The organism is Novosphingopyxis sp. YJ-S2-01, assembly GCF_016093175.1.
GTDB lineage: Bacteria > Pseudomonadota > Alphaproteobacteria > Sphingomonadales > Sphingomonadaceae > Novosphingopyxis > Novosphingopyxis iocasae.
Genome location: NZ_JAEDAI010000001.1, coordinates 393,390 through 409,257, shown reverse-complemented (window position 1 = coordinate 409,257; position 15,868 = coordinate 393,390). Strand labels below are relative to the sequence as shown.

Below are 15,868 nucleotides of genomic sequence, written 5' to 3'. Positions count from 1 at the left end.
CCGAAAGGACTCATCCCATGGCAGATATCCCCGCAAAGACAGAGATCGGCGTCACCACCGGCCCGATCCGCGGTTCGAAGAAAATCCACGTCGCCGCCAAGTCCGGCAGCGGCGTGCGTGTCGCGATGCGCGAGATCCAGCTGGAGGGCGGCGAGGCGCCGGTGCGTGTGTACGACACCAGCGGTCCCTATACCGATCCCGATGCCGCGATCGACATTCATGGCGGCCTGCCGCAGCTGCGCCGCAGCTGGATCGAGGCGCGCAATGACGTCGAATCCTACGACGCGCGCGAGGTAAAGCCGGAGGATAACGGCCAGCTCGGCCCCGATCGCTCGGGCGGCGTGCCGCGCTTCCCCAAGGTGGTGAAGCGTCCCTTGCGCGCCAAGGCGGGGCAGAATGTCAGCCAGATGCACTATGCCCGCCGCGGCATCATCACGCCCGAGATGGAATATGTCGCCGAGCGCGAGAATCTGGGGCGTGAGCGCCTGAGGGAATATAAGCGCGACGGCGAAAGCTTCGGCGCGTCCATCCCCGATTATGTGACGCCGGAATTCGTGCGTGACGAAGTGGCGCGCGGCCGGGCGATCATCCCGTCCAACATCAATCACCCGGAAAGCGAGCCGATGGCGATCGGCCGCAGTTTCCTCGTGAAGATCAACGCCAATATCGGCAATTCCGCCGTGGCCAGCGACGTGGCGAACGAAGTCGACAAGATGGTCTGGTCGATCCGTTGGGGCGCGGACACCGTGATGGACCTCTCCACGGGCCGCAACATCCATGACACGCGCGAATGGATCATCCGCAACAGCCCCGTGCCGATCGGCACCGTGCCGATCTACCAGGCGCTGGAAAAGGTCGGCGGCGTGGCCGAGGATCTCAATTGGGAAGTGTTCCGCGACACGCTGATCGAGCAGGCGGAGCAGGGCGTCGACTATTTCACCATCCACGCCGGCGTGCGCCTGCCTTATGTCCCGATGGCCGCCAAGCGCGTCACCGGCATCGTAAGCCGCGGCGGATCGATCATGGCGAAATGGTGCCTGGCCCATCATCAGGAAAGCTTCCTGTATGAGCGGTTCGACGAGATCACCGAGATCATGAAGGCCTATGACATCGCCTATTCGCTGGGCGACGGCCTGCGCCCCGGCTCCATCGCCGACGCGAACGACGAGGCGCAGTTCGCCGAGCTCTACACGCTGGGCGAGCTCACCAAGCGCGCTTGGGAGCAAGACGTGCAGGTGATGATCGAAGGGCCGGGCCATGTGCCCATGCACAAGATCAAGGAGAATATGGAAAAGCAGCTGGAGGCGTGCGGCGAGGCGCCGTTCTACACGCTCGGGCCGCTCACCACCGATATCGCGCCGGGTTACGATCACATCACCAGCGGCATCGGCGCGGCGCAGATCGGCTGGTACGGCACGGCGATGCTCTGCTACGTCACGCCGAAGGAACATCTCGGCCTGCCGGACCGGGACGATGTGAAGGTGGGCGTGGTCACCTATAAGCTGGCCGCGCACGCCGCCGATCTTGCCAAGGGCCACCCCGCCGCGCAGGTGCGCGACGATGCGCTGTCGAAGGCGCGGTTCGAGTTCCGCTGGCGCGACCAGTTCAACCTCTCGCTGGACCCCGACACCGCCGAGCAGTTCCACGATCAGACGCTGCCCGCGGAAGGCGCCAAGACGGCGCATTTCTGCTCCATGTGCGGGCCGAAATTCTGCTCGATGAAGATCAGCCAGGAAGTGCGCGAATTCGCCGCCCGCCAGAACAGCGACAGCTATCTGGCGAGCGAGGATCTGAAGGGCGAAAACAGCCCCGAAGAGCGCGAGGAAAATCGCGAAGGCATGGAGCGCATGAGCGCCAAGTTCCGCGAAAAGGGCGACCGGCTGTATCTGCCCGAAGACGAGGTGGAAGCCGCGTCGGAGGATTGATCGCGTTTTACGGTCTCGCGCGAAGACGCAAAGGCGCGAAGGGGGGCTATTTCAAGATACCCACTCTATTTCAGGTCACCCCGGACTTGATCCGGGGTCCAGCTTCCTTCCCTGAGGGAAAATAGCTGGGCCCCGGCCCGGGGGCCGGGGCTACGATGTTCGAAAACGAAGGGGGCGGTGCCATCCGGCGCTGCCCCCTTTGTGTCTTCGCGTCTTTGCGTGAATTCCCAAAAACCCTCACCCCGCCGGTTCGGATCGTTCCGCGGTGCCGTGACGGTGGAGCAGGGTGTCGAGGATCGCGGGGCGTTTGCCGGTTTCCCAGGCGCGCTCGTGGAAGAAGAACACCACCGCGTTCACCAGCGGCTCGACCAGCGCGATGCCGCCGGCCAGCGCGAAGGAGCCGGTAAAGGCATAGGCCACGCTGAACCCCACGATCAGGTGGAGCGCGAGGAAGCTGAACGTCTTGGAGAGATTGCGCTGCATGGCCGTCGTCATAGCTCCGCGTGAGCATCGGCGGAAACGATCAAACATGCTTTTACTGATTGATTGGGGCGATCAGCAGCCCCGATCAATCCCGCCGCGTCAGGCGCAGCCATCGTCCTTCATCGGATCATGGCCCCAGTTTTTGAGGCTGTACGCCCAGTCCGATCCCTCCGGCTCGTCCGGCACTTGCGCGCAGTGGCGGTTGATATAGCCCACCACCTTGTCCATCCATTCCCACTGATCGTCCGTCAGATCGGCCTTGTTGGTGCGCTTGATATCGACGATCTTGCGGCCAGACTTGTGCCCGGTCGATTCCCCGCCATCGCTATCGCCGACCGATTTGGACTCGTCCGTATCGAGCCAGTCCTCCAGTTCCTTCGGTGCCATATTCACCTTGTCGTTGAAGGTCTTGAATAGCTCGTCGCGGTCCTGATCGTCGGCCATGGGGTCTCCTTTGTGGTGGGAGATAAAGGCGCGGGGGCGGGCGGGGTTCCTCAACGATGAGAAGTAACATCGTAGCGACGCACCACTGCTTTATCGATATATTTAAAGAATATAATCAGAAGTCGGCCACAGGCAGATATGACTCTCCGGTCTCATCAGCATGGCGCCAAACACGTTCCAATATCGGTCGTAAGCCGTCATAATTACTCAGGGCTTGCATTAGATGCGCACCGTCAAGGCAAACGAACTTCAATGAACCTTTAGCGTTCATTCCGCGTATCGCCTCTGTCGAATATCCGTTTATCGAAATGAACAAGCCACGTGTATCCGCGGACTTCCCTTCAATTTTATATGCGAACGCACCAAATTGGGCGCCTGCCACAGGTTCTCCCACCCATTTTGCTTCGACAAGCGACGCGCGTTCTCGCCACATGAACGAGCCGTCTATCTGTTCACCAACAATTTTGAACGACTTTCTCGGTTCAAGACCTTCATGATCGAAGAAATCGTTTAGAAAGCTCTCCAGAAGATAGCCGCGTTTCTGAGCATTAGACTGACCCATGAGTTCAATAAATCGATCTTTCAGACGGTCTTTCTCGGCCTGCCGTTCGGCGCGCTTGGTCTCGCGCAATCGCTCCGCTCCTCGGGCGGCCAACGCTCTATTTTTCTCTTGTTCCGCCTGCTTTTCCCGAACCGCTCTTTTGTCGGAAGCCATTCTCTCTTTAAGTCGATCAATGGCTGTGACGGCCTCGTCGCTGGCATCTGGTAAATTAATATTGACGAGGCCCGTAATTATCGAAGCCAAGACCCGATCGCCTTTATCATCAAGCTGACTCGTTTGCGAAAGCAACTCTTGGACTACAAAGCGTTTTGGCGCCTTATCAAATTTGCCGTGCTGCGTATTTCGATCTTCAGCCGCTGCGCGCACGGACCGGAGTAGTTTGGCGTCTACGCCTGACCGAGAGAGAAATTTATCTAGCGAATAGTGAAACTTAAATCCCTCGCTTAGAGCCTCCTCCACGAGATCGAACACTGCAGCATCAAATGGCATATGATGACCCTAATTTCTTACGAGAGAAGAAGGGTCGAAGGACAGTTCATCCTCGCTTATACCGAGTTTCTCGACAATGGCTGGTAATACCTGGTGGATAGCACGCATACCAACGAGGAGTTCATTCATATAAATATCTGGATGGAGCCGACTATTGTTGAGCCCAAGACTCTCTTTTTCGGCATCTACGCCAAGTTCGTCGTGCTTCCCGTCAATCAAATCAAGTATTTCTGCGCGCAAAGGCCTCCCGGCAGCGATTGTATGGGCTTTTATTTTCTGAAGCCACTCTTCGTAATCGCGTAAGACGTTATATCTAAAGTCACGAAATTTGGGGGCCTCATCATTTGAGACAACGATCTTAGTCGCTGCTAAACTCATCAGGCAAGCTTCGACATTTGCACCGACTTCAAATAGATCGGATTCGGTTTCCTCGATGAGCTCAGAAATATAAGCTGCGTAAAACCCAAAAACATCATTGAGCGACCTAAATATACTCAATATTATCCTAAAGTAATATAATGCTAATGCCTTTTCAAATTCGTCATCGTCGCAATCTTCATCAATAATAGCATTAATTTCGTCTGGAAGAGAGCTAGGTATGGCCACGCCCATGCTCTCTAGGACCTGGAAAGTATTCAAACTAAGTAGGGGAATTTCATCTTGAAGCGGCCACGTGCTGTAGCCGGTTTCACAGGAGTCGTATGCAAGGCTGGCTAAGCTCTCAATGGCTGCTGCCCACTTTTCAGCGCTCTCGACAGATCCGGAAGCTAAAACAAAAGAGGGATAATAACTGGTAATACCAGTGATACGGCGGAACTTCTGCTCCATTTCAAAAGACATGTATTCGTCAGATTTCCACTTCGTAATCTGACTTGGAGAAACGCCTAGCTTTAGCGCCAAATCTTTCTGGCTACACTCCAAAATATCGAGCGCAACTTTCACCCAAGCTTGTGACTCCACAGGAAATACCTCTTAAAAGCGTGCGCACCAAGTCGATAGTCCGAATTCACCGACCGTCAAGTGTATTTAGTAAAGCCGCGGTTTTCGAGGCATGCACGTTGTCGACGCGGGTGTGCAACTGATGGTTGCTGGAGTGGAGCGATTTTGGCTGTCTTTCGTGCGAAAAACTATGTGACGCCCTCCCACGGCCCCATCCGCACAGGCCGTCCCCCGCAACGCGTACACCGGAAGCGGTCCGGGGCACGTTCCAGGGTAGGGGACCAGCCTTTTTTGCGGAAGATCTGCCAGACGGCTCGGCTGCTGAGGACGTTGCGGTGGCCGCAGGCGCAGGTCAGCTCGATATCGAAGCGGTGCCGGACGAAATCGGACATGGTTCTGATGCGCTTGCCACCCATAAGGCTCGCCATGAACGAAGCGGGAACATGTAGGAAAGCGGTTTTGTCGGCTCCTGGCGGGGTGATGCGTTGGGGCGGGCGTGGCGCTTTTTTGTCTCACGCAAAGACGCGAAGACGCAAAGAATCTGAACCTTCTTCGTCACCCCGGACTTGATCCGGGGTCCAGCTAATTACGCCAGCCCAGGGTAGCTGGGCCCCGGCTCGGGGGCCGGGGCGACGGAAGTGAAGGACGGCCCCGGCAAAGCCGGGGCAGCAACATCGAAAAGCCCGATCGACGCGCAAGGCCGCCCCGAAACCCAGCCTCTTCGCGCCTTCGCGCCTTCGCGTCTTTGCGTGAGTCCTTCCAAAACCCACCCCTCCCAAAACCCCAAACCCATGTAGGCAAAGTCCAACAACGCCAACCACTTAACCCTGTCCTACAGGCGTCCAAATCAGTTATGACTGGTCATGACGCACCAATCCAACAGCTCCGCCTTTCCGCCGCGTGATCGCGCGGAAACCCATTCGCTCACCGACGGGCTCGATCCCGTGCCGGTTCGCCCGCGCCATGACGGGTGGACGCGGGCGCGGCAGATGGGGTTCATCGATGCGCTGGCCGCCTGCGGCTGCGTGGCGGAGGCGGCGGGGCGTGTGGGGATCAGCGCGCGATCGGCCTATCGCCTGCGCGCCCGGCCCGAGGCGGCAAGCTTTCGCGCGGCCTGGGATGCGGCGCTCGATCATGCGGTGGAGCGCATTGCCGATGCCGCCTTCGGCCGCGCGATGAACGGCGTGGAGCGGCCGATCTTCTTTCAGGGGCAGCAGGTGGGCAGCTGGCGCCAATATGACGAGCGGCTGGCGATGTTCATCCTGGCGCGGCGCGCGCCCGAACGCTTCGGCTGCTGGATCGACCGGCGGGAGGTGCGGCGCGAGCGCGGCGATACCGGCGCGGCGCTGGCCGAGGCGCTGGCGCGGGTCAGCGAGGATGCGCAGGCCATCGCGGCGGCGGATGCGCGCGCGGCGGACGCGGTGCCCGTGCCGATGGAGCCGCGCGATCCGCTGCCCGGCCCGGCTTATTATACCGAGCGGCAGGCCGATGCCCGCGCTGAGGAGCGCGAGCATATTCCGACGGCGGAAGAGACCGACGCGCTGATCATGGAAAAGCTGGATGCGTTGAAGCGGGGCCAGACACTGGCGGCGGCGCGGATCGCGGAGGGGCGCACCGACCCGGAATGGGGGGACCCGTATGCGGACCCTTGCGACTTTCCGGACGACGAGGATTGGGAGGAGGAGGACGATTTCGCGGACGATCCGCCCGAATAAACGCGCGCGCGGCGGCGAAAGGCCCGCCGCGAAGCTCCTCCGGCAGGATCGAATCGATCGGCGGACCCGATTTCCGGGGCCGGCGGGGGAGCTGCGTGCGGTGGTTATCGTAGAGGCCGCGCGCGGTCAGGCGGCGTCGGATTCCGGTTCGTCCGCGCTGGACCAGTCGGCAAGGGGGTACAGCTCCTCATTCTCATGCGCGATCCGCGCGGCCAGGGTGGCGAAGATCGCGGCGCTCTCTTCTGCAAAGGCGTGCGGCTGCGCGGCAATGGCACCTAGAACGATCCAGCGCGCGGAGAAGGCGTGGAAAGTGGGGGCAAGGCCGCCCATTTCGTCGAAGAACGCCTTGGCGGTGCCCGCCGTCGTAGGGTCCGGCGAGGCCATGAGGTGGGGGTAGAGCAGCCGATCTTCCTGCGCGAAATGCTGGCGCAAGACGGCATCGAGCTGCGCGAAATCGGCCTCGATGGCCTGCGCGGCGGCGGCATCTTCGGTCTCCAGCAGAAGCTGGGTGGCGCTCATGATCTTCGTGGCCAACGCGACCGCTTCGTCATGTTGGCGGCGGAACCTGTGGGTAAGCGGCATAGCTGCACTCCTGACGATAGATCATCGGAGATAGCGCAGAGAAATTAACCGATTGTTTGTACGGGAAAATACGCAGTCAGCGCCGGGCGAGGCGCACTAGCTCCCGGTCCAGCGCCTGGAGGAAGTTCGATCGGTCCGCCTTGGTGAAGGGTGGCGGGCCGCCGCCGATACCATCCGCCCCGGCGCGCAGATCCGCCATGATCGCCCGCGTCGCGATCGCCGGGCCGATCGACGCGGCGGTGAAGGGCTTTCCGGTGGGGGCAAGCACGGCGGCGCCCGCCTTCAGCGCCCGGTCTGCCAGCAGAATGTCGGAGGTGACGACAATGCTGTGCGGGCCGGCCGCCTCGGCGATCCAATCGTCCGCGGCATCGAAGGCGTCGGACACCGTGACGCGCTCGATCAGCGGGTGGTCGGGAACGCGCAGGAAGCTGTTGGAGACGATTTTGACGGGGACTTCATGGCGCCAGGCGACGCGGTAGATCTCGTCCTTCACCGGGCAGGCATCGGCGTCGACCAGGATGGTGACGCTCATGCCGCCGGGCCCTTGCGGAAAGGCCAGTCGATCACGCCGCTCACCCAGAGGGCGAGCCAGACCAGCACCGGCTGCAGCAGCATGCGCGGCCCATGATAGGCCCAGCCGAGTTTGGGATCGGGCGAGGACATGTCGAGGATCATATGGTTGATATTGGCCGGAAACACGCAGACCGCATAGAGCGCCAGCCCAATGCCCGCGGCCCGGCGCAGCGGGCGGGAGAAGGGCTGCAGAAGTCCCACCGCGCCCAAAAGCTCGGCCACGCCGGTCAGCGCGATCACCAGCTCCGGTGCGGGCACCCAGCCCGGTGTGATGCCAACGAACGGCGCGGGCGAGGCCAGATGCAGCACGCCCGCCGCCAGATAGGCGAGCGCCAGCAGCCAGCGCCAGACGGCGCGCGCGCGGCTTTCGGCCCGTGCAGGAGGCGTGCGGTTCATAAGGGAAGGGAGATAATGATCGTCATGGGCGGTGTCATGCGGCCGTCGGTTTCGCTCGACAAGGGCGAAGATGCGATCTTAAGCAACGGCGATGACGCAATCCTCGCCTCAGCCGGTGGGCCGGATCCGATGGCTCCTGATCGGCATCGCGCTGCTGTTCGCGGGCTTCGCGATTCTTGCGGCGGTCGGCAGCTGGATCGATGGCGGCGCGCAGTTCGCGTTCGACCGGGCGGTGCTGCTGATGATGCGCGAGCCGGGGATGCCGGGCGTGCCGGAGGGGCCGGCGTTTTTAAAGCAGGCAATGCTCGACATTACAGCGCTGGGCGGGGGCACGGTGTTGACACTGGTGGTGGTGCTCAGCGCTGGATTCCTGTTGATTCAGCGTCATGTGCTGACGGCGCTTCTGGTGGTGGCGGGCGGCGCAGGCGGGCCGCTGGCGGTCGCCATCCTGAAGCCAGTGTTCGGGCGGCAGCGGCCGGAAGTGATCGATCATCTGATCGACATCGGCTCGGCCAGCTTTCCCAGCGGCCATTCTGCCAACAGCGCCGCGGTCTATCTCACCTTGGCGCTCGTGCTGGTGCAGATCGTGCGGGCGCGGCGCGAGCAGGTGTTCATCCTGGGCGCGGCCATTTTGCTGGTGCTGGCCATCGGATCGAGCCGCATCTATCTGGGCGTGCACTGGCCCAGCGACGTGCTGGCAGGTTGGACCTTCGGTGCACTCTGGGCGCTGGGCTGGTGGGCGATCGGCCACTGGCTGCGCGATCGTTTCGCTTCGTCGCGCACCATCGCGGTAACGCCCGATCGGTCCGCCTGAACGATCGGCAGACCGCCAGCGCCCTTGATTTTCGGGCCAAAGCTGGCAACGCTCCCCCTCACCTCCGCCCGGCGGAGGGGGATAGCCCGCCATCCGGCGCGGTGCCCCGCAAACAGTTGAAAGAAGGAAAGCGCAGCATGGCTGACAGTAAACCCGGAAAATCCAATGCGCTCCAGCGCGAGGTGACGGTAACGCCCGAGCTTGCGGCTATCACCGGAGCAGGCCCGCTGACGCGCGCCTCGGTCACCAGCCGCGTGTGGGAATATATCAAAAAGCATGATCTGCAGGCAAAAGACGACAAGCGCCAGATCGAGCCTGATGCAATGCTCGGCAAGGTGATCGGCAATGAGCGGATTTCGATGTTCAAGATGACCTCGGCCATCTCCAAGCACATCAAGTAAGAACTTTCGGGCGGCGGGCTGCAATGCCTGCCGTCTTCAAAGACCGAGCAGGGTGAGCGTTCGCTCGTCCCGTTCGCCATCGTAGAACGCATCGAGTGCCGTAGCGAAGCGGCGGGTGGCGTCGTCTTTGGCAGCACGTTCGAACAGCGTCATCGAGCTGCGGAATTTCAGCGCGTCGATGCCGCCCAGGATCGCCTCGGCGCTGAGATTGCCGGCATGGGACAGCATCGCATCGGTCGCCGCTTCGAGCCGCGGACCCAGCACTGGGTGGTCCAGATAGGCCGCGGCTTCCGCGATGCCGGACAGGGCGAAAGTCTTTGCCGTTTCGCTGCTGCCGAGACCGGCGATCTGGGGGAACAGGAACCACATCCAGTGGCTCCGTTTCGATCCGGCCTGAAGCTCGGCCAGCGCCCGTTCGAAGATGCCGCGCTGCGCTGCAACAAAACGGCTGAGATGATAGCGATCGTCCATAAGCCTTTCCTACAGTGCCCGTGCCAGCCTAATGGTCTGCTGTGAGCAACGATCCCGACAGCACCGTCTACCCAGCCTCCTGCCTGTGCGGGGGCGTGCGCTATGACGTCTCCGGCCCGCTCGATGAGGCTGCACTGTGCCACTGTTCGATGTGCCGCCGCGCAACCGGCAGCGCGTTCAATGTCGCCGTTCCGGTGGCGGAGGCACAGCTGCGCTGGATCGCGCGTGAGACTTTGCGCGAATTCGAGAGCTCGCCCGGCAAGATGCGCGCTTTCTGCAGTGGCTGCGGCGCGGCGGTCTACAGCCGCCGGGCCGCGAAGCCGGGGCAGCTGCGCCTGCGCATCGGTCTGATCGAAGGTCTCAGCGATCTATCCGATGTCTATCATATCTATTGGGCGGACCGGCTTAGCTGGATGGACCGGTTCGGCGATCTGCCCAAAAATGCTGCTGAGGAGCCGGGGCGCTCCTGAGCGCCCCGGTTGTCTTAGCCTACTGCGTCGCCCCAGGCTTCAGGCGGCATGGCGACGCGGTCGCTTGTCTGGAACTGCGCGCTGTAGCCCTGTGTTTCGCCCATGTCCGGAACATTCAGCGTGATCGCGTCCGTGCCCAGCTCGATCTCCAGCGGTTGCTCGGTACCCGGTACGCTGAAATTCTGGCGGGTGTCGCTGCCACCGGCGGCTGCGGTGGTGGTCGTGCCGTCGATAGGCCCGGCGCTGCCGTCCTCATTGCGCTGGCCCAATACTGCAGTCAGCCCGGAATCGCCATCGGACAGGGTAATCGTGCGCGATCGGTCCCACACTTCTTCATCACGGCTCACCTGGAGCGGGCCGACATTGACGTGCACGGCCATTTTGACCTCCCCGCCCGGTTCGCAGGGCGCGATGGCAAGGATAAGCTCCTTGCCCTGCATCTGTTCGTTGCCGCCGGCCGCTTCTGTGCCCCGGAAAGCCCGTCCGCATTTATCGCGCAGCCCCGCCATGAAGGCAGACGCGGGCGTCGCCGCAGCGGTCTCTTCCGAAGGATTTCCTTCGGAGCAGGCTGCCAATGGCAACAAAGCGGCAGTTGCGATCATCAATATCGAATAGCGCATGTTTTTTATTCCCCTCCTGTTCGGTGCAAGAGCATGGCAGAACGCGCACCGCTTCCCAAGCGCTGCTTTCGTTGCTACATTACACCCAGCTATCGTCGCCTATCGACGGAACTTGGTGTCTTGGCCAGCCGCTGCGGTGGCGGCCTTTCTCTGCTTTCCCTCCAGAATCGACTTCCGGCGAACCACGCGTCGCGGCGTTCGCGGCGCGCGTCACACTATGTTTCTGTGAGAAAGGAAACGCTTATGCCTATCGGCACCGTAAAATTCTTCAACGAAGACAAGGGCTATGGCTTCATCGCCCCCGAAGATGGCGGCGAAGACAGCTTCGTCCACATCACCGCCGTGCAGGCCGCCGGCATGCACACCCTGCAGAAGGAACAGCGCCTCAGCTATGAAATCGAGCAGGGCCGCAATGGCAAGAAGTCTGCCGTGAACCTTCAGGAGGCCTGATCGCAAGATCTACCCTGAAATCTTGAACCTCGGCCCGATCGGAAAGCAGACTATGCAAAAAGAAGCGAAATTCTTCCTCGAACGGGCCGAGGCTGACGCGGCCATTGCCGCGCAGACCGCCTTGGACAATGTCCGCTCGCGCGCCTTGCGTAGCGAAAAGGCCTGGCGGCAGATGGCTGCGCGCGCTGAACGCACTGCTACCGAGCGTAAACAGCGCGAGGCGGAAGCAGAAGAGCGGCGGAATATCGCACCATCGTAGATGCTGACACGTCGCCTATTGGTGGCACCGGTTTCACTGCGGCAGGCCTGACGCAACGGCTTGGCTTGCTACGATGAAATGACAGGAATGTTACAACAGTGTTGCAGCCTTCTCGCATTTATGTCACTTTAGTGTCATAAATGTTTCGGGAGACTCGCAATGCTGCTTTCCATTCTGCTTGCCGCTGCAACCGCACCGCAGGCCGCCGCGCCGGTGGAGGCGCCGCAGGAAATCAATTATGATCAAGGGCAGCTGGGGTTCGCAGCCATGCAAACCGGCCGAAACGAAGAAGCGATCCGGCAACTGGAAAGCTCTTCGGCCGAGCTTCCGAATGATCCTGCGCGGCTCATCAACCTGGGCAATGCTTATGCCCGAATGGGCCGGATGGAAGAGGCACGCGCCACATTGCGCCGCGCCGTGGAGTTGCAAGAGCATTTCGATCTGGTGCTCGCGGACGGACGTGTCGTCGATAGCCGCCGCGCGGCCATCTATGCGTTGGACCGCCTGAACGGTCGGCAGACCATGCAGGTCGCTGGGAACTGAAGGAAGTCATGGGGAGGCCGATACGCCAGCCTCCCCGCTTTGATCGGACTTCAAATCCGGTCGGGATAGACCGGTTCGATATCGACAGGAATGTCGCGCATGCTGGCAATCACCCGCTCGGCATGGTCATCCAGTTTTGCCCATTTGGCGAAGAAGGCCTTGGTGCCGTCATAATCGCCGCGCGCCTGCAACATCAGCTCATCATGCAGAAGATCGCGCAGGCCGCTTTCCATCTTTGCATCGTCGATGACGTAGCGGTTGGCCGCAGCGTCCCAGCGAAACGCGCCTTTGTTCAGAAGATACCCATATTGCAGCGCGGCGCCCTTGCCGTGCGCCTCCTGCGTTCCGAACCGCATCGAGCGGAAGATGCCGGTGAGATAGCTGGCGAATAACTGCGGTTTCTCCGCGATCGGCAGTTCACCCTTTTGCATCATCAACAGGATGTTCCAGATTCCCATCACATCGGCCTTGGATTCCTCCAGTGCGGAATATTGATCGCGCAACCGTTCGCTGACGGTGGTTTGCTGACCGTTCAGCGTGATCGTGCCCGGCCCCAGGCTGTGCGACAATTCGTGAAACAGCGTGTGCAGCTGCATATATTTCTTGGCGACAAGCGCTGCCTGATCCGGCTCCAGCACCAGAGGTGCCATGGGCTTCAGGATGCGATCATATTTCGCGCCAAGGACGTTCGACAGGATCACCTTCTTGGCGCCCTTCGCCTCGCGAACCCGCTCGTCATTGGGTAGGTTGAACGCGATGGTCTGCACGCCCGGAACATTATCGCCGCCGCCATGCACCTGTTCGGCCACCGCAATGGGACTCTCAAACCCACGCTGGAAATTCTTGTCGCTGTCCGGGATCGGCAGATTGGCTTCCATGTCGCGCAGATAATGTTTGTATTTATCCAGCGCGGCGGATTCTTCCGGGTTTTTCAACGTAACGAAGCTCTCAAACGCTGTCTTCGTACCGTATAATCCATCGGTGTAGACTTCATACGGCCCAATCGCGACCTCGATCGGCGTGCCGGTCAGGTCCATCCAGGCCAGCTCGCTCTCATAATAGTCGTCGTCGAGAAAGGCCTTGGCGCGCAGCGACAGGAATTTCTTCAGGCTGGGATTGCTGGTGCGCGCGGCTGCCTGCTCCAACAGGCGCGCGGCCGGTTGCAGCCACTGCGCATATTCCACCGAATAGGGGACGGCCTTCAACGCATCGCCATCACGCCGCACCACCGTATAGGGGCTGGTGAGGGCAGCCTTCTGATCGGGATGCGCTGCGATATAGGCGTCGAACTCGGCGCGCGTCATATCCGGGGGATAGAAGCCCGCGCCCTCCGGCATGCCCGCGGCACCAAAGAAGGGATGCAATTCCTCGATCGAGTTCCAGGGGCCGAAATTGCGGTCGAACATTTTCAGCAGCAGATCACGATCCGGCCTGTCGCTTGCGGCAATGGCGGCGCGGATGTCCGGATTGGCCGGACTGCGCTGGCGAAGGTATATCTCGCTCATCAGATCCGACGCCTGGATCAACAGGTTCACGACATCGCGCTGCTCCTGATTCAGGAAGGACGTGTCCGGGGCCATGTCGATCCGCGCGAGCTTGGCATATTGGCCGGCAAGATCGTAATCACTTCCGGCAGGGGCTTGCGCTAAAGACTCTGGAGCCGGCGTGATCTGCACGCAGGCGGTGGTTGCAAACAGCAGGGAAAGAAAGGCGAGGCGCATCGGGGACATCCTCCGGAAATTGGAAACCTTCCAGTCACGTAACGCCGGCGGCCTGCCCTGTCACCTTTCACCACCCCCGCGGTGGTGCGCTGATATTGCGCAGGCTCCCGACGATCCTTCTCGATGATTTTGATCGACAACGCGCCCGATTAAAATGATCCCTTGCGCCATTCGATCGATCGAACTAATTCGCGCGCATGATCACTGACCGTCTGCTCGATGTCGCCATAAACGTCTTCGGCCACCATGGTCTACAAGGCGCAAGTACGCGGCAAATTGCCCGTGAGGCGGACAGCGCGATGTCGGCTATCACCTATCATTATGGCGGCAAGGAGGGTCTTTATCTCGCTGCCGCGGATCGCATTGCCGAGCAACTGCGTGAGGGAATGGAGCGCCATCTCAGTGCCGCCGCAGCGGTCGAGGATGACGATCGGGCCGGTGCGCGAGACGCCTTGCAGGATATATTCCGCTCGCTTTCCCAGAAGATGACGGCCGAAGATACGGCCGACCATACGCGGTTCATCCTGCGCGAACAGATGAACCCCACGGCAGCCTTCGATCATATCTACGATGGTTTCATGCAAGGCATGTTCGCCTGCATGATGCGGCTTGTCTGCATTGCCACTGGTGTCGATGAGCGCGTGGCGGCGATTGTCGTCTCCGCTCTTTCGGGTCAGGCCATGAGCCCCCGATCTTCGCGCGCACTGCTGCTGCGCAAGCTGGGCCTGGGAAGTTATGACGAAGCGACACGCCTGGAAATCCAGCATGTTCTCGCCGACCAAGTGGACGCCATGCTGAACAACCTTGCAAACAAGGCTCGGCCTCTCCCGAAGGAAATGCAATGAACGACGGCGAAGACCCGCGCTCGGAAGACGCGGATGATGCGAAGCCGGCCCATGAAGCTGGCGAACAGGATGGCACCACAAAGACGGAAGGTGCCGGTACCGAAGAACCCACCGGAAAGCAGAAAAAGTCTCTTTTCAAAAAACCAGTTTTCTGGATCATTCTGGTAATCGTCGTCGCCGCAATCGCGATCGGCGGTACGCTCTATTATCTTCATGCGCGCCAGTATGAATCCACCGATGATGCCTTCGTCGATGCGCATATCGTGCGATTGGCCGCTCAGGAAGCTGGCACGCTTACCAAGGTGGCCAATCTCGATAACCAGCATGTGAAGGCGGGAACGCTGCTGGCGGTGATCGAGCCATCCGGACAGGTCGACAAGCTGGACGAGGCGGAGGCCAATATCCAGCAGGCGCGCGAGCAATATCGCCAACAACTTGCCCAGATTTCCTCCGCTCAGGCGCAGCGCCAACAGGCGGCTTCCGAAGCGCGCGTTCCGCTGGCCGCGGCGCTGAAGGCGAAGCAGGATCTACAGCGTTATCTGACGCTCGCGAAGCTCGATCCCAATGCCGTTTCGGGCCAGCAGCTGGACGAGGCGCGCAAGGAAGTGCGCAGCACGCAGGCGCAGGCTGCTGCCGCGCGCAGCCAGATCGAAAGCGCGGACGCCGCCGTCACCGTAGCGCGCAAACAAGCCGATGTTGCCGAGGCCGCGATCGCCGCCCGGCAGGCATCGGCCAAGGCTTCCCAGACGAATATCGCGAATCTGCAGATTAAGGCCCCTATTGCCGGGCAGGTGGTGAACCGGCAGGTGAATGTCGGCTCCTATGTCGCACCCGGATCGCAGCTGATGGCGCTGGTGCCCGAAGACATGTGGATCACCGCCAATTTCAAGGAAACTCAGCTGGAAACCATGCGCGTGGGCCAGCCGGTCAGCATCAAGATCGACGCCTTTCCGAATGTCGAATTCAAAGGCTATGTCGCCAGCTTCCAGCAGGGCGCGGGCCAGGCTTTTGCCATTCTGCCTCCGCAGAACGCGACGGGAAATTTCGTGAAGGTGGTGCAGCGCGTGCCCGTGCGCATCGTGTTCGATGTCAAGAACGGCCCGGATCCACGCAAATATCCGATCGGCCCCGGCATGTCGGCCGTCCCCACCGTCAAGGTGCGCTGA

The 15,868-nt window shown here is 61.0% G+C and carries 20 protein-coding genes; 10 read left to right on the top strand and 10 right to left on the bottom strand.

What is annotated here, in order from left to right:
* The first annotated feature begins 17 nt into the window (after positions 1 to 17).
* Positions 18 to 1,925 carry a phosphomethylpyrimidine synthase ThiC gene (thiC, locus tag I6A82_RS01925; protein WP_198093503.1) on the top strand — a complete coding sequence of 636 codons (1,908 nt, stop codon included), beginning with the start codon at positions 18 to 20 and terminating at the stop codon, positions 1,923 to 1,925.
* A 237-nt stretch (positions 1,926 to 2,162) separates the two neighbouring features.
* On the opposite strand, the gene I6A82_RS01920 is transcribed toward thiC, so the two are convergent.
* From I6A82_RS01920 to I6A82_RS01905, 4 genes are all read right to left on the bottom strand, one after another.
* Positions 2,163 to 2,408, bottom strand: a complete 246-nt coding sequence (locus tag I6A82_RS01920) for a DUF2061 domain-containing protein (protein ID WP_187337103.1) — start codon at positions 2,406 to 2,408, stop codon at positions 2,163 to 2,165.
* Between the two features lie 99 nt (positions 2,409 to 2,507).
* Positions 2,508 to 2,852, bottom strand: a complete 345-nt coding sequence (locus I6A82_RS01915; protein ID WP_198093502.1) for a DUF3140 domain-containing protein — start codon at positions 2,850 to 2,852, stop codon at positions 2,508 to 2,510.
* 115 nt (positions 2,853 to 2,967) lie between these two features.
* Complete coding sequence (locus I6A82_RS01910; protein WP_198093501.1) at positions 2,968 to 3,903, bottom strand: hypothetical protein; 936 nt, start codon at positions 3,901 to 3,903, stop codon at positions 2,968 to 2,970.
* 9 nt (positions 3,904 to 3,912) lie between these two features.
* Positions 3,913 to 4,863 (bottom strand): helix-turn-helix transcriptional regulator, encoded by a 951-nt coding sequence (locus I6A82_RS01905; protein WP_198093500.1) that lies wholly within the window; start codon positions 4,861 to 4,863, stop codon positions 3,913 to 3,915.
* An 842-nt stretch (positions 4,864 to 5,705) separates the two neighbouring features.
* Here I6A82_RS01905 and I6A82_RS01900 point away from each other — a divergent pair.
* Positions 5,706 to 6,557, top strand: coding sequence for a hypothetical protein (locus tag I6A82_RS01900; protein ID WP_198093499.1), 852 nt, complete (start codon positions 5,706 to 5,708; stop codon positions 6,555 to 6,557).
* 126 nt (positions 6,558 to 6,683) lie between these two features.
* Here I6A82_RS01900 and I6A82_RS01895 read toward each other — a convergent pair whose 3' ends face one another.
* The 3 genes from I6A82_RS01895 to I6A82_RS01885 all read right to left on the bottom strand — a co-directional run bounded on the left by I6A82_RS01895 (position 6,684) and on the right by I6A82_RS01885 (position 8,108).
* On the bottom strand, positions 6,684 to 7,139 hold the full coding sequence (locus I6A82_RS01895) for a hemerythrin domain-containing protein (protein WP_198093498.1): 456 nt from the start codon (positions 7,137 to 7,139) through the stop codon (positions 6,684 to 6,686).
* A 76-nt stretch (positions 7,140 to 7,215) separates the two neighbouring features.
* Positions 7,216 to 7,671, bottom strand: a complete 456-nt coding sequence (locus I6A82_RS01890; RefSeq protein WP_198093497.1) for a YaiI/YqxD family protein — start codon at positions 7,669 to 7,671, stop codon at positions 7,216 to 7,218.
* Positions 7,668 to 8,108, bottom strand: coding sequence for a DoxX family protein (locus I6A82_RS01885; protein ID WP_198093496.1), 441 nt, complete (start codon positions 8,106 to 8,108; stop codon positions 7,668 to 7,670). The genes I6A82_RS01890 and I6A82_RS01885 overlap by 4 nt, the downstream gene beginning before the upstream one ends.
* A gap of 91 nt (positions 8,109 to 8,199) precedes the next feature.
* Here I6A82_RS01885 and I6A82_RS01880 point away from each other — a divergent pair, with 91 nt between their 5' ends.
* Together I6A82_RS01880 and I6A82_RS01875 are read left to right on the top strand one after the other, a co-directional pair.
* Positions 8,200 to 8,922, top strand: a complete 723-nt coding sequence (locus I6A82_RS01880) for a phosphatase PAP2 family protein (protein WP_198093495.1) — start codon at positions 8,200 to 8,202, stop codon at positions 8,920 to 8,922.
* 137 nt (positions 8,923 to 9,059) lie between these two features.
* Complete coding sequence (locus tag I6A82_RS01875) at positions 9,060 to 9,323, top strand: SWIB/MDM2 domain-containing protein (RefSeq protein ID WP_187334774.1); 264 nt, start codon at positions 9,060 to 9,062, stop codon at positions 9,321 to 9,323.
* Positions 9,324 to 9,359: 36 nt separating this feature from the next.
* Here I6A82_RS01875 and I6A82_RS01870 read toward each other — a convergent pair whose 3' ends face one another.
* Positions 9,360 to 9,794: a DUF1810 domain-containing protein gene (locus I6A82_RS01870; RefSeq protein WP_198093494.1), complete on the bottom strand. Its 435-nt coding sequence runs from the start codon at positions 9,792 to 9,794 to the stop codon at positions 9,360 to 9,362.
* 41 nt (positions 9,795 to 9,835) lie between these two features.
* On the opposite strand from I6A82_RS01870, the gene I6A82_RS01865 reads away from it, so the two are divergent.
* Positions 9,836 to 10,264, top strand: coding sequence for a GFA family protein (locus I6A82_RS01865; protein ID WP_198093493.1), 429 nt, complete (start codon positions 9,836 to 9,838; stop codon positions 10,262 to 10,264).
* A 14-nt stretch (positions 10,265 to 10,278) separates the two neighbouring features.
* On the opposite strand, the gene I6A82_RS01860 is transcribed toward I6A82_RS01865, so the two are convergent.
* Positions 10,279 to 10,884 carry a hypothetical protein gene (locus I6A82_RS01860; protein ID WP_198093492.1) on the bottom strand — a complete coding sequence of 202 codons (606 nt, stop codon included), beginning with the start codon at positions 10,882 to 10,884 and terminating at the stop codon, positions 10,279 to 10,281.
* A gap of 243 nt (positions 10,885 to 11,127) precedes the next feature.
* On the opposite strand from I6A82_RS01860, the gene I6A82_RS01855 reads away from it, so the two are divergent.
* From I6A82_RS01855 to I6A82_RS01845, 3 genes are all read left to right on the top strand, one after another.
* Positions 11,128 to 11,334 (top strand): cold-shock protein, encoded by a 207-nt coding sequence (locus I6A82_RS01855; RefSeq protein WP_187334770.1) that lies wholly within the window; start codon positions 11,128 to 11,130, stop codon positions 11,332 to 11,334.
* A 52-nt stretch (positions 11,335 to 11,386) separates the two neighbouring features.
* Positions 11,387 to 11,593, top strand: coding sequence for a hypothetical protein (locus I6A82_RS01850; protein WP_187334769.1), 207 nt, complete (start codon positions 11,387 to 11,389; stop codon positions 11,591 to 11,593).
* Positions 11,594 to 11,752: 159 nt separating this feature from the next.
* Entirely contained in the window at positions 11,753 to 12,136 is a 384-nt protein-coding gene (locus tag I6A82_RS01845) for a tetratricopeptide repeat protein (RefSeq protein WP_198093491.1), read from the top strand.
* A gap of 50 nt (positions 12,137 to 12,186) precedes the next feature.
* Here the strand turns inward: I6A82_RS01845 and I6A82_RS01840 are convergent, their stop codons facing one another.
* Positions 12,187 to 13,857 (bottom strand): dipeptidyl-peptidase 3 family protein, encoded by a 1,671-nt coding sequence (locus I6A82_RS01840; protein ID WP_198093490.1) that lies wholly within the window; start codon positions 13,855 to 13,857, stop codon positions 12,187 to 12,189.
* Positions 13,858 to 14,054: 197 nt separating this feature from the next.
* On the opposite strand from I6A82_RS01840, the gene I6A82_RS01835 reads away from it, so the two are divergent.
* The gene (locus I6A82_RS01835; protein WP_198093489.1) at positions 14,055 to 14,702 is read left to right on the top strand and encodes a CerR family C-terminal domain-containing protein; all 648 of its coding nucleotides are present in this window, start codon (positions 14,055 to 14,057) and stop codon (positions 14,700 to 14,702) included.
* Entirely contained in the window at positions 14,699 to 15,868 is a 1,170-nt protein-coding gene (locus tag I6A82_RS01830) for an HlyD family secretion protein (RefSeq protein ID WP_198093488.1), read from the top strand. Before I6A82_RS01835 ends, I6A82_RS01830 begins: the two co-directional genes overlap by 4 nt.

What these genes read in the sequence shown, in the direction of transcription:
- I6A82_RS01880 (WP_198093495.1), top strand. Translation starts at nt 8,200, where the DNA reads ATGACGCAATCCTCGCCTCAGCCGGTGGGCCGGATCCGATGGCTCCTG.
- I6A82_RS01835 (WP_198093489.1), top strand. Translation starts at nt 14,055, where the DNA reads ATGATCACTGACCGTCTGCTCGATGTCGCCATAAACGTCTTCGGCCAC.
- I6A82_RS01855 (WP_187334770.1), top strand. Translation starts at nt 11,128, where the DNA reads ATGCCTATCGGCACCGTAAAATTCTTCAACGAAGACAAGGGCTATGGC.
- I6A82_RS01830 (WP_198093488.1), top strand. Translation starts at nt 14,699, where the DNA reads ATGAACGACGGCGAAGACCCGCGCTCGGAAGACGCGGATGATGCGAAG.
- I6A82_RS01920 (WP_187337103.1), bottom strand. Translation starts at nt 2,408, where the DNA reads ATGCAGCGCAATCTCTCCAAGACGTTCAGCTTCCTCGCGCTCCACCTG.
- I6A82_RS01915 (WP_198093502.1), bottom strand. Translation starts at nt 2,852, where the DNA reads ATGGCCGACGATCAGGACCGCGACGAGCTATTCAAGACCTTCAACGAC.
- I6A82_RS01850 (WP_187334769.1), top strand. Translation starts at nt 11,387, where the DNA reads ATGCAAAAAGAAGCGAAATTCTTCCTCGAACGGGCCGAGGCTGACGCG.
- thiC (WP_198093503.1), top strand. Translation starts at nt 18, where the DNA reads ATGGCAGATATCCCCGCAAAGACAGAGATCGGCGTCACCACCGGCCCG.
- I6A82_RS01860 (WP_198093492.1), bottom strand. Translation starts at nt 10,884, where the DNA reads ATGCGCTATTCGATATTGATGATCGCAACTGCCGCTTTGTTGCCATTG.
- I6A82_RS01900 (WP_198093499.1), top strand. Translation starts at nt 5,706, where the DNA reads ATGACGCACCAATCCAACAGCTCCGCCTTTCCGCCGCGTGATCGCGCG.
- I6A82_RS01885 (WP_198093496.1), bottom strand. Translation starts at nt 8,108, where the DNA reads ATGAACCGCACGCCTCCTGCACGGGCCGAAAGCCGCGCGCGCGCCGTC.
- I6A82_RS01845 (WP_198093491.1), top strand. Translation starts at nt 11,753, where the DNA reads ATGCTGCTTTCCATTCTGCTTGCCGCTGCAACCGCACCGCAGGCCGCC.
- I6A82_RS01840 (WP_198093490.1), bottom strand. Translation starts at nt 13,857, where the DNA reads ATGCGCCTCGCCTTTCTTTCCCTGCTGTTTGCAACCACCGCCTGCGTG.
- I6A82_RS01875 (WP_187334774.1), top strand. Translation starts at nt 9,060, where the DNA reads ATGGCTGACAGTAAACCCGGAAAATCCAATGCGCTCCAGCGCGAGGTG.
- I6A82_RS01910 (WP_198093501.1), bottom strand. Translation starts at nt 3,903, where the DNA reads ATGCCATTTGATGCTGCAGTGTTCGATCTCGTGGAGGAGGCTCTAAGC.
- I6A82_RS01895 (WP_198093498.1), bottom strand. Translation starts at nt 7,139, where the DNA reads ATGCCGCTTACCCACAGGTTCCGCCGCCAACATGACGAAGCGGTCGCG.
- I6A82_RS01890 (WP_198093497.1), bottom strand. Translation starts at nt 7,671, where the DNA reads ATGAGCGTCACCATCCTGGTCGACGCCGATGCCTGCCCGGTGAAGGAC.
- I6A82_RS01870 (WP_198093494.1), bottom strand. Translation starts at nt 9,794, where the DNA reads ATGGACGATCGCTATCATCTCAGCCGTTTTGTTGCAGCGCAGCGCGGC.